The organism is Paenibacillus cisolokensis (genome assembly GCF_050481165.1).
In the GTDB taxonomy this organism is placed as follows: Bacteria; Bacillota; Bacilli; order Paenibacillales; family Paenibacillaceae; genus Paenibacillus_AH; species Paenibacillus_AH cisolokensis.
This window is the reverse complement of the sequence record NZ_JBCNFP010000183.1, coordinates 1-10,602: the sequence shown is the minus strand read 5'-3', so window position 1 is coordinate 10,602 and position 10,602 is coordinate 1. Positions and strand designations below refer to the sequence as shown.

Sequence of the window (10,602 nt, the reverse complement as noted above, 5' to 3'; positions counted from 1 at the left end):
GCTTTCGAAATTTAGGATTATTTTCAATAAACTGGGCTGGATGAATACGTTTCTGCCGATCGCTATACCGAAGTTTTTCGCTACGGAAGGTTTTTTTGTCTTCCTGACCGTTCAATTTATTCGCTCTTTGCCTCGTGAACTTGATCAAGCTGCAACTGTAGACGGCTGTGGCCCGATCCGTATATATACGCGCGTCATCCTGCCCTTAATCGTGCCGGCAATCGTGACAACGGCGATTTTCACTTTTATTTGGACATGGAACGATTTCTTCAGTCATCTTCTTTATCTCAGCAGTGTCGATAAGTTTACCGTAACGCTGGCGCTGGGCATGTTCATTGACGCCATGGGCGAGTCTGCTATAGGCTCGTTGTTTGCCATGTCTTTCCTTTCCTTGATTCCCGTATTTCTCATGTTTCTTTTCTTCCAGCGATACATCGTAGAAGGGATTGCTTCGACAGGAATTAAGTAAAAACGAAACGATGCGAAGCAGGATTGGTCCGCTTCCGCGAAAGCTGTCCATATCGGCCGTCGGCCAGCGAATGCAGAACGGTGCCGCACGATTCCTATGTGAAAGGAGGAGTGCGGCATGGCATGTTCTGAACACGCAGGACGCGGCTTTTTCCTTTTTTAGACATTTGTAAAAAATAAATTGACCATTATTTTTGACAAGTGTAGAATATAAAAAAGACAATTGTCAAAAAAGGAGACGGATACATGAAGAAGTTGCCTGATGCGGAATTTGAAATTATGCGGGTGGTCTGGGCGAACGAACCGCCTATTACGACCGCGATGGTGATGGAGCAGCTCGGAAGCGAGCGCAAATGGAAAGCGCCCACGGTCATTTCGCTTATGCTGCGTTTGGTGAAACGAGGCTTTTTGCGGACGGAGAAGGAAGGGAAAGAACGTACGTACTTTCCGCTGGTCAGCAAAGAAGACTACCTGGCTTGGGAAACGGAGCATTTTATGAAGCAGTATCATGAAAATTCGTTTTTGAGCTTCGTCAATACGCTGTACAACGGCAAGCAGCCGAGCGAAAAAGAACTGGACGATTTGCTGAAATGGGTCAAGGAACGGAGGGAGTAACGACAAAATGGAATTCGAAAGTGATTAATCCGAAAAAAGTGTCCGAAGATATGATCCCGCAAATTTTGAACTGGATTGATTGGAACTATTCGACAGAAGCTGCTATTTTGCGCGCATGGGGTACGCCGGATATGTATACGGGCGAAGGAATGAACCGCCGGTACAAGCCGGAGTACAAAAAGGTCGAAGAATATAAATTGCTCGGCAAACAAGATCCTACGGGCGACGGATGGTATTATGGAATTCAGGGCCAGGATAACACGATGACGAACCCGGAAGTATACGGCCTTGCCATGGCGGATGAAATGGGTTATGTATACAGTCCGTCCGTCGTGTATCCGTTCAGCGAAAGCAACTACGATCAGGCGACGATCGTCAATACGGCTTGGCAGCAACATAACCTGGGAAAAATGACGCTGTACGCAGAGCTGCCGGTTGACGATGCGACGCTGCAAGCGAAAGCCGAATACGAAGCGGTGACGAACGAATTGAATCACAATCTTATTGCGCCGCAAAATGATACGTTGGATAATCTTATTGTAAAGGCCATTACCGGTCCGGTAGACAAGTTTGAAAGCAACTATAAACAGTACACGGATATTTTGTCGAGCCCCGCTATCGCAAGCGGCATTGCCAAACAAGCGGAAGCTTGGATGAAGTATCACAAGCTGCGGGCTAATTTCTTGAAGAAAACTGAATTAAATTCACATCGTAAGGAGCCGAGCGCCGAATGAGAACGATCGCATGCCTATACGGACCGCAGCCCCGGCATCTGGAGACGATCCGCAGCGCTGCGCCGGGCTTCGATATTGTAACCGGAGACGAGTCGGAGCTGCGCGCCCGTCTGGAGGACGCCGAAATCGTGGTCGGCTGGAACGGGTGGGCGGAGGAAATTTGCCTTAGGCCGCAGTCGAAGCTGCGATGGGTGCAGGCATGGGGAGCGGGCGTAGAGCACATGCCGCTCGACGCCTTCGAACGGCGCAATATTATGCTGACGAACGCCAGCGGCGTGCACGCGTATCCGATTTCCGAAACCGTGTTCGGGATGATGCTGTCGTTTGCCCGCAAGCTTCATGCGGCGGCGCGAAACCAGGCGGACAAGCGGTGGGCATGGCTCGGGGAATTGGAAGAGATACACGGGAAGACGCTCGGACTTGTCGGCGTAGGCGCGATCGGGGAAGAGATCGCCCGGCTGGCGCGCGCGTTTCGGATGCAGGTGCTCGGCGTCCGCCGCTCGGGCGCGCCTTCCCCGCATGTCGATCGCATGTATGACCATCATGGATTGAACGAGGTGCTGGCCGAAAGCGACTTTGTCGTCGTCACGCTGCCGCTGACGAAGGATACGCGCCGCCTTATCGATGCGTCCCGGTTTAAGCACATGAAGCCCGGCGCGTATTTTATCAATATCGGCCGCGGGCTCACCGTCGATACGGAAGCCTTGATCGAGGCGCTGCGCAGCGGTGCGATCGCCGGAGCGGGACTGGACGTATTCGAGCAGGAGCCTTTGCCCGAATCGAGCCCGTTGTGGGCGATGGAGAACGTCATCATTACCCCGCACAATTCCGGCAGCTCCGTGTATTACGACGACCGCGCCGCCGAAATATTCGTGGCGAATTTGCGGGACTACGTGCAGGGCAAAGAGCCCGGACGGAACCGGGTCGATTTGCGAAACCAATATTGAGGGCGGGCGCCCAGACCTGGAGGCCGTCCGCTGCCGGAAGAGCGGCGGACGGCCTTGCGGCTTTTGCATACCGCCCGATAAAGACGCCGAAGAAGCCTTCAACCCGCGTACGGATGGCGGGTTTGAAGGCTTCTTCGATAAACCGGTCAAGATGCGCTTCTTACCATTCCCAAGGCATCTTCACGGGATAGCCGATTTTCTCGTGGCGAAGCAGCAGACGGGAGCGTTCCGGCAGTTTGTCATACTCTTCCTGCGGAATTTGAATCGTATAGCCGTTGCCGTACCAGTCGCGGTTGTAGATCAGCGCGATGTTCGTTCTGCGGTAATTCGAACGGTTCGGCGTGCCGCGGTGCCACATGCGGATATCGCGAATGACGATGGAGCCTGCGGACATGTATACTTTCTCGGAAAGCATATGTTCCGCCGCTCTTACGATATGCATATGGGGATTGATCGTGCCGTCCAGCGTATCCTGCGTCGCGCGGTCGGGATGCAAGTGCGTGCCGCCCGGCCAAACTTCCAGCGGTCCGTTCTCTTCCGTCGTATCCACGAGCGGAATATTCATCACGAGACTGAAGGGCGGCAGGGCAACCGAGAAATCCGGGAACAGCGGGTTAATGTCGCAATGAACGGCCTGATAGTCCGAGCCCGGCATCGGCGTGTCGGATGCGAAGTAAGACAGCTTGCAGTATTCGCCCAGCAGACCGTCGATGACGGACATCGCGATCGGATGCTCGATAATGGACGGGTCGTTGAAAGGCGCTTGGAACGGCAGATGCATTTGCGCCCGGTTCGTGCCGGTATTGTAGCCTTTTCGTTTGATATATTCGTCGAACAGCGGATCGAAAGCGGCGCGAAGCTCGGCCATTTGCTCATCGCTGTACACTTTGTCGAACACGATATAGCCGTTCGCTTTTACCTGCTCGATGGCGATTGCGAGCTTTTCCGGTTCGAGCCGGCCGTTTTTGATTTCTTCGGGAGTCAATGTCATTTTCATTGTTGGTTCTACCTCCGTTGCCCGTAATGGGCTAGTATATTAGGATTGCGATTCTTCGGAATAAACTACCGGGAAATAATGGTTATCAAACCGTTGTCCCTCTTTCGGACGGGGACCGAGCAGCCGAATGTTGTCCACGTTATGGCCGCGGTTCTTGTAAGCCGTGCCGTGCGGCATCAGATGCGCGACGATGGACAGCCGCGGATGTTCGGAATAGTTCTGTCCCGAGCCATGAATCGTCAACGCATGGTGGAAGCTGACTTGACCTGCCTTCAGCAATATCGGAACTTCCTTCCATTCCTTTCCGGATTGTTCGGCTATTCTGGCTTTGACCGCTTCCAAATCCCGGTTGAAGAAAGCGTCGCTGCCTTCGAGAAGTCCCCATTTATGGGAGCCGGGAACGACGCACATGCAGCCGTTCGTCAGATCCGTATCCTGAAGGGCGATCCAAGCCGTTATCAGATTGTCGGTGTTGGTGCACTGCCAGTAAATATAATCCTGGTGCCAGCCGACATTGCCCGGAGACAGGGCATCTTTCTTGCCCGTACCGGTGCCCGGCTTGTAAATGACCTGATCGTACCACAGACGCGCTTCGGTGCTGTCCATCAGAGCGGCGGCAATCCGTCCAATCACGGGATTCGTAACGGTTTTCCGGACCACGTCGTTGATCCACCAGGAGTTGTCGATTTTCCGAAGCATATTCGGATTATTGGTGGGACGCCATTCTTCGAGCGGATAACCGTCGCCGTCGTAATCGAACGACCAGATGCGATCGTGAGCTTTGCGCATTTCCTCGATTTCTTGTTCATCGAACAGGACCGGGCTGACCCAATAGCCGTTTTTCTTGTAAAATTCTTTATCTTCCCGGGTGACAAGGCCGACCGTATCTTTCATGTCTCACATCCCTCCTCTATTAGTAGTTGCTGCTGTGAAACTATGTCTGTAGTATAGTTCATAATCGACCGGCCGTATTGTACAGTCGATTCGCAATTTGTAAAATTGTAAGAAAAAAGTGGGGGACATCATGAGAGAGCACCATCCCAATCCGGCTTCGCATCTGAAAGAGCTCATCGAATTGTTCGATCGGGAATGGCACCGGTTTTCCTTTCCTTCCTTCGGCTTCTGGCGAAACAGGGGGTGGAACGGAGCGGGGTCCGGGTTCGAACTGAATTTTTATACGCGGGGAGAGAATACGGTCATTCAGGACAAGCGAACGATGTCCTTCAGACAGGGCGATCTCATCTTCGTGTCGGATAACGTGCGCCACAGCTTCTGCAGGGACGGTTCGTTCGACTTGTATTATTTGATGTTTCAATTCGACCGCCCGGACTTGAATGCGCGAATGCGCCATTTATTCGACCAGTTGGACATCGGATCGACTCCCGTCTCGATGCCGGGGCTGCAAGCCGACTTTCGCAACCTGATAACCGAGCTTCGTATGGGCCGCAAAATGTCGGTTATGGCCAAGCATTATTTTCTTCATATCTTCGTGAAGATCTACATGGACCAGATGCAGAGAAGCGGGCATCGCAACAGGCACGAACAAATTGTAAGGCAAGTTATCGAAGACATTCAGGAGGAGCTGGACACCGGCGGGAAAATATTGCTGCCTGCGGTGGCTGCCCGTTATTCGCTCAACGAGCGGTACTTGAACCAAATTTTCAAATCGGTAACGGGAATGACGCTCGGGAAGTATATCCTGTCCGTCCGGATCGAGGGAGCGAAGCGCCTTCTGGAAACGACATCGCTGCCGATCACGGAAATCGCGGTCGTCAGCGGCTTCTACGACGGCGCTCATTTCATCAAAGCGTTCAAGGCGAGCGAGGCGATGACGCCGCAGGAGTACCGCAAACAACACGCCTATTTGCACATCCGGCCGGATTGATCGGCGTTGGCGGGAAAAAGCCCTTTCGTCTTCCCACTGGGAAGGGAAAGGGCCGAACCGTTTGATCCCGCTAGGCGACAACTACCTCGAGTCCCATTTGCCGGAGTTTGACAAGGTCCTCCTCGGCTGCGCCGGAGTCCGTAATGATGATGTCGATGTCTTGAGGAGCGACGAACGAAGCGATAGAGGAACGTCCGATTTTGGTATGGTCCAGCAGAGCGACGATTTTTTGGGCGCTCGAAGCCATCGATTTTTTTAGCTCCACTTCATAGACGTTGAAATCGGTTAAGCCGTCATCGTATACGAAACCGTTGGCGGATGTATACATCGTGTCCACGTTAATCTCTTTTAAAATATGGGTACCCAGACTTCCCTCCAGCCCCGCGCTCCCCAACCGCAGAATCCCGCCGATTAAAATCACCGTAAATTGCGGATTTTCCCTCAATTCCAAGGCGGTCATAATTCCGTTCGTGAGAATGGTCAATCGTTTTTGCTGCGTGACTAAAATTCGGGCCATCTCCAGGCAAGTAGAACTGGCATCCAAAATGATGCATTGCCCCGTGCTTACCATATCGGCGGCAATTTTGCCGATCGCGCGTTTTTCCGCTTGATTGGTCTTTTCCCGTACCGAGAAGCTGGTCGTAGGCGGAAGCTCCGGTCTCGACTCGATCAAGGTGGCGCCGCCGTGAGTTCTTTGCAGCAAACCTTCCGACTCCATAGAGTTTAAATCGGCACGCAAAGTTACCTTGGACACATTCAAAATCTCGGCGAGTTCTTTTACAGTAGCCCGATTATGGCGTATCAAATAATCGAGAATCCGCTTTCGCCTTTCTTCACTGAACATTTTCATAAGCAACCTCCGAAAATATGAAATATCACCTTGCCCTTTATATTCACGCATTCTAAATCCAAGTATACTGTGTCATCTCATATAAATGAATTTATCATAAAAAAGTATAATCGTAAACTGGAAACGAAAGAATACGAAAACATTTGCCGCTGAAAGAAAGAGGTTATTGACAATATAAAATAAACTATTAAAATTAAACGTAAGAATACGAAGTTAAATTTTCCAAACCATTATTTTCGTTTTCTTGTTTTTGTTTTCGAACGGAGGGGTTGAAATGGATTATTTGTTGGAGATGAAATCCATATCCAAAAGCTTTTCAGGATTGAAAGCGCTACACAACGTGTCCCTTCGCCTTCGGCCGGGTTCGGTCCTTGCGCTGATGGGGGAGAACGGCGCGGGGAAGTCGACATTAATGAAAATTTTGTCGGGCATCCATCGGCCGGATGAAGGTGAGATTTTTATTAAAGGCAACCGGGTCACGATCGATAGTCCGCGGGATGCATTGAAGCTGGGGATCTCCATGATCCACCAGGAGCTTACGCCGATTAACGAAATGACGGTGGCCGAAAACATCTTTCTGGGACGCGAGCCGACTCGGATGGGCGTGCTATGGTATGCGGAATTGTATCGATGGACCAAAGAACTGTTCGATCAAATCGGCATTCAACTGGATCCGCAAACCAAAATGAAAGATTTGAAAGTGTCGGACGTTCAATTAGTGGAAATTTCTAAAGCGGTTTCATACGATTCCGACATCATGATCATGGACGAACCGACTTCGGCGATCACGGATCGGGAAGTGAGCCGATTGTTTCGGGTCATCCAAGACTTGAAATCGAGAGGCAAAGGAATTATCTATATTTCGCATAAAATGAACGAAATTTTCCAAATAGCCGATGACATTACGGTGCTGAGGGATGGCCAATACATCGATACGAAGCCGGCCGGTCAGACCAACAATAAAGAATTGATATCCATGATGGTCGGACGAGAATTGAAGGATATTTTCCCCGGCCAAAAATCAGCTCCGGGAGAAGTGGTGCTGGAAGTTAAGGGGTTGACCAAAGCGAAATGGTTCCATAATGTCAGCTTCCGGCTGAGAAAAGGCGAAATTTTGGGTTTCGCGGGTTTAATGGGCTCCGGCCGCACGGAAGTGATGGAAGCGCTTTTCGGCATGACACCTTACGATTCCGGCGAAATTTTGCTGGAAGGGAGACGGGTTCATTTTAAAACGCCGTCCGAAGCGATAAAAAACGGGATCGCGTTTATTACCGAGGACCGAAAGGTCGAAGGGCTAAATCTTCCGTCATCGGTTAAGCACAATATCACCATTTCATCGCTCTCAAAAGTGTCAAGCCGTGCGGGAGTTCTTCAACCGAAGCAGGAAAACAAAATAGCGGATTACTACATTGAATCGCTTCGGATCAAAACCCCGAGCCGGGATCAATGGGTTCAATATTTAAGCGGCGGTAATCAGCAGAAGGTCGTCATAGCCAAATGGCTCATGACGAACCCCCGGATCTTGATCATGGATGAACCGACCCGGGGAATCGATATCGGGGCGAAAACGGAAATTTATAAATTAATGAACGATCTCGTTCACGAAGGATATTCGATCATCATGATTTCGTCCGAATTGCCGGAAGTGATCGGCATGAGCCATCGCATCGTGGTGTTCCATAATCGCACGGTGGCGGGAGAGTTGAGTCAGGACGAGGCGACACAAGAAAAAATTATGGAGTTGGCGACGGGCCAACACCTTGCAAGGAGTGAAGAACATGTCGGCAGTACCGCCTAAAACGTTGACGGAATCGGCGAATTTGAACATCAAAAAATGGAATCCGAGACTCTTTTTCAAAGAATACGGAATCGTCATTGCGCTGGTTCTGATTATTGGTTTGTTATCCGTCATCAGCCCGGCTTTTCTCACCTTTAACAACATGATGAACGTCCTGAGGCAAGTTTCGATCAACGGACTGCTGGCTATCGGCGCAACTTTCGTCATCCTGACGAGAGGGATTGACTTGTCCGTAGGGTCCATACTTGCATTCTCAGGCGTCGTGACCGCAAGTCTCGTGCAAGGCGGCGCTTATCCCGAATGGATCGCCATTGCGGCGGGGCTGCTCGCGGGACTCGTTCTCGGATGGGTGAACGGTTTTGTTGTGGCGAAGTGGTATGTGGCTCCGTTTATCGTGACGCTCGGCATGATGAGCGCGGCTCGCGGATTGACATTCGTGTACAGCGACGGCCGTCCGATCCCCGGATTGTCGGAATCGTTTAAATGGATCGGCGGAGGCACGTTAATCGGCGTCCCGGTTCCGGTGTGGATCTTGTTAATTGTATTCGCCTTAAGTTCGTTCTTGTTGTATCGGACCCGGATCGGCCGCTACGTATACGCTGTGGGCGGCAACGAGGAGTCGGCTTTGATCTCGGGAGTCAATGTGAAAAGGGTCAAGATCATTGTCTACTCGTTAAGCGGACTGTTGGCCGGACTGGCCGGGATTATCTTAACCTCCCGCGTGACCAGCGGATTGCCGCAAGCCGGCAGCTCGTATGAGCTGGATGCCATAGCGGCCGTTGTCATCGGCGGCACGAGTCTGGCCGGGGGCAAAGGCCGGCTGTGGGGGACGATGATCGGCGTATTGCTCATCGGCGTAATCAACAACGGTCTGGATTTGCTGAATGTCTCTTCCTATTATCAGCTCATTGTGAAAGGCCTGGTTATTGTTATCGCGGTATTAATCGATTCCAAAACAACCCATAAATCTTAAAAATCCGGAAAGCGAGGAAGAAAGAATGGACTTCAAAAAACGGTTTGATTTGACAGGCAAAGTTTCTCTGGTGACGGGTGCGGCGACGGGCCTTGGCAAGTCGATGGCCGAAGCGCTTGCGTCATTCGGCTCATCGGTTGTCATCGCCGATATGAATGTCGAGCAAGCGCATCGAACTGCCGAGGAGATTGCGCGTGAGCACAACGTACAGACGCACGCGATCGCAGTGAATGTAGCCGACGAAAGTCAGGTTCGATCGATGTACGACACCATTATCGATAAATTCGGAAAGCTGAACGTGCTTGTAAACAATGCCGGGATCTGTCAAAAGATTAAAGCGATCGATCAATCGCTCGCGGATTGGCAGCGCACGATGGACGTAAACGTCAACGGCGTATTTCTCTGCGCCAAATATGCGGCACTTCACATGATGAAGAACGGCGGCGGATCGATCGTGAATATTGCTTCCATGTCCGGCTTTATCGCCAATACGGAAGCGCAATGCGCGTACAATGCCTCCAAGGCCGCTGTCGTGATGATCACCAAATGTCTGGCCTCGGAATGGGTGGAATACAACATCCGGGTCAACGCGATCGCGCCCGGTTACATGAAGACGGCTATGACGAAACCGATATTCGAAGAAGGGGGTGAACTGGCGCATGTTTTGAATTACGTTCCGATGAAGCGGCTTGGCAATCCCGAGGAGCTTGGCGGTGTCGTCGTTCTGCTTGCATCGGACGCTTCCAGCTTCACGACGGGGGCTACTTATCTGGTAGACGGCGGTTACACAATCCACTAATGAAAGAGAGAAGGATGGGAAAATGAGACAAACAGGCAGTTTGAAAGTATGGTTGATACTGGCGCTGTGCTTCATGCTTGCGCTAACGGGCTGCTCTTCCCAAGGCGGTTCGGCAAGCGAGCCGTCCGGCAACAGCGGGTCGTCCGAAGCCGGGGGCGACACCGCATCCGGAGATAAGAAGTTTAAAATCGGCGTTACGCATTACGGCTTGAAAAACGAGTTTACGGTTCTCATCAGCGACGCGCAGAAGGAGAAAGCGAAAGAGCTCGGCGTGGATATTGAGATTTTCGATGGCAACTACGATGTCAATACGCAAATCAGCCAATTCGAGAACATGATCGCGCAAGGGTTCGATGCCATTATATTCTCTCCCGTCGATGTGGACGCGATGTCCGTCGCCGTAGAGCAGGCGGTTCAGGCCGGGGTTCCGGTCTTCGGTGTCAACACCCGTGTCAACAGCGACAAGCTTACGTCCTATATCGGTTCGAACGACGTAACGGCGGGTGAATTCGAAATGAACCTAAATTTCGAAAGCC

12 protein-coding genes are annotated in these 10,602 nt (G+C 51.5%); 9 read left to right on the top strand and 3 right to left on the bottom strand.

Annotated features, from left to right (window positions below; all coding sequences use genetic code 11):
- The 4 genes from ABEV74_RS22730 to ABEV74_RS22715 all read left to right on the top strand — a co-directional run.
- The coding region (locus tag ABEV74_RS22730) for a carbohydrate ABC transporter permease (RefSeq protein ID WP_430149914.1) at positions 1–469 on the top strand (469 nt) is incomplete at its 5' end.
- Positions 470–714: 245 nt separating this feature from the next.
- The gene (locus tag ABEV74_RS22725; protein ID WP_213529304.1) at positions 715–1,083 is read left to right on the top strand and encodes a BlaI/MecI/CopY family transcriptional regulator; all 369 of its coding nucleotides are present in this window, start codon (positions 715–717) and stop codon (positions 1,081–1,083) included.
- 20 nt (positions 1,084–1,103) lie between these two features.
- On the top strand, positions 1,104–1,817 hold the full coding sequence (locus ABEV74_RS22720) for a hypothetical protein (protein WP_430149911.1): 714 nt from the start codon (positions 1,104–1,106) through the stop codon (positions 1,815–1,817).
- Positions 1,814–2,764: a D-2-hydroxyacid dehydrogenase gene (locus ABEV74_RS22715; RefSeq protein ID WP_430149909.1), complete on the top strand. Its 951-nt coding sequence runs from the start codon at positions 1,814–1,816 to the stop codon at positions 2,762–2,764. The genes ABEV74_RS22720 and ABEV74_RS22715 overlap by 4 nt, the downstream gene beginning before the upstream one ends.
- Positions 2,765–2,924: 160 nt before the next feature.
- On the opposite strand, the gene ABEV74_RS22710 is transcribed toward ABEV74_RS22715, so the two are convergent.
- Positions 2,925–3,761: a phytanoyl-CoA dioxygenase family protein gene (locus tag ABEV74_RS22710; RefSeq protein WP_062489273.1), complete on the bottom strand. Its 837-nt coding sequence runs from the start codon at positions 3,759–3,761 to the stop codon at positions 2,925–2,927.
- 39 nt (positions 3,762–3,800) lie between these two features.
- Positions 3,801–4,655, bottom strand: coding sequence for a phytanoyl-CoA dioxygenase family protein (locus tag ABEV74_RS22705; RefSeq protein ID WP_062489271.1), 855 nt, complete (start codon positions 4,653–4,655; stop codon positions 3,801–3,803).
- 130 nt (positions 4,656–4,785) lie between these two features.
- Here ABEV74_RS22705 and ABEV74_RS22700 point away from each other — a divergent pair, with 130 nt between their 5' ends.
- The gene (locus ABEV74_RS22700; protein ID WP_430149906.1) at positions 4,786–5,646 is read left to right on the top strand and encodes a helix-turn-helix domain-containing protein; all 861 of its coding nucleotides are present in this window, start codon (positions 4,786–4,788) and stop codon (positions 5,644–5,646) included.
- Between the two features lie 70 nt (positions 5,647–5,716).
- On the opposite strand, the gene ABEV74_RS22695 is transcribed toward ABEV74_RS22700, so the two are convergent.
- The gene (locus ABEV74_RS22695) at positions 5,717–6,490 is read right to left on the bottom strand and encodes a DeoR/GlpR family DNA-binding transcription regulator (RefSeq protein WP_062496345.1); all 774 of its coding nucleotides are present in this window, start codon (positions 6,488–6,490) and stop codon (positions 5,717–5,719) included.
- A 280-nt stretch (positions 6,491–6,770) separates the two neighbouring features.
- Here ABEV74_RS22695 and ABEV74_RS22690 point away from each other — a divergent pair, with 280 nt between their 5' ends.
- The 4 genes from ABEV74_RS22690 to ABEV74_RS22675 form a co-directional block, all read left to right on the top strand.
- The gene (locus tag ABEV74_RS22690; protein ID WP_430149903.1) at positions 6,771–8,294 is read left to right on the top strand and encodes a sugar ABC transporter ATP-binding protein; all 1,524 of its coding nucleotides are present in this window, start codon (positions 6,771–6,773) and stop codon (positions 8,292–8,294) included.
- Positions 8,275–9,267 carry an ABC transporter permease gene (locus ABEV74_RS22685; protein WP_213531385.1) on the top strand — a complete coding sequence of 331 codons (993 nt, stop codon included), beginning with the start codon at positions 8,275–8,277 and terminating at the stop codon, positions 9,265–9,267. The genes ABEV74_RS22690 and ABEV74_RS22685 overlap by 20 nt, the downstream gene beginning before the upstream one ends.
- A gap of 25 nt (positions 9,268–9,292) precedes the next feature.
- Positions 9,293–10,066 carry an SDR family NAD(P)-dependent oxidoreductase gene (locus ABEV74_RS22680; protein ID WP_430149900.1) on the top strand — a complete coding sequence of 258 codons (774 nt, stop codon included), beginning with the start codon at positions 9,293–9,295 and terminating at the stop codon, positions 10,064–10,066.
- Positions 10,067–10,088: 22 nt separating this feature from the next.
- Positions 10,089–10,602: substrate-binding domain-containing protein (locus ABEV74_RS22675; RefSeq protein WP_430149897.1), on the top strand; the 514-nt coding region annotated here is incomplete at its 3' end.

What these genes read in the sequence shown, in the direction of transcription:
- ABEV74_RS22725 (WP_213529304.1), top strand. Translation starts at nt 715, where the DNA reads ATGAAGAAGTTGCCTGATGCGGAATTTGAAATTATGCGGGTGGTCTGG.
- ABEV74_RS22715 (WP_430149909.1), top strand. Translation starts at nt 1,814, where the DNA reads ATGAGAACGATCGCATGCCTATACGGACCGCAGCCCCGGCATCTGGAG.
- ABEV74_RS22710 (WP_062489273.1), bottom strand. Translation starts at nt 3,761, where the DNA reads ATGAAAATGACATTGACTCCCGAAGAAATCAAAAACGGCCGGCTCGAA.
- ABEV74_RS22705 (WP_062489271.1), bottom strand. Translation starts at nt 4,655, where the DNA reads ATGAAAGATACGGTCGGCCTTGTCACCCGGGAAGATAAAGAATTTTAC.
- ABEV74_RS22700 (WP_430149906.1), top strand. Translation starts at nt 4,786, where the DNA reads ATGAGAGAGCACCATCCCAATCCGGCTTCGCATCTGAAAGAGCTCATC.
- ABEV74_RS22695 (WP_062496345.1), bottom strand. Translation starts at nt 6,490, where the DNA reads ATGTTCAGTGAAGAAAGGCGAAAGCGGATTCTCGATTATTTGATACGC.
- ABEV74_RS22690 (WP_430149903.1), top strand. Translation starts at nt 6,771, where the DNA reads ATGGATTATTTGTTGGAGATGAAATCCATATCCAAAAGCTTTTCAGGA.
- ABEV74_RS22685 (WP_213531385.1), top strand. Translation starts at nt 8,275, where the DNA reads ATGTCGGCAGTACCGCCTAAAACGTTGACGGAATCGGCGAATTTGAAC.
- ABEV74_RS22680 (WP_430149900.1), top strand. Translation starts at nt 9,293, where the DNA reads ATGGACTTCAAAAAACGGTTTGATTTGACAGGCAAAGTTTCTCTGGTG.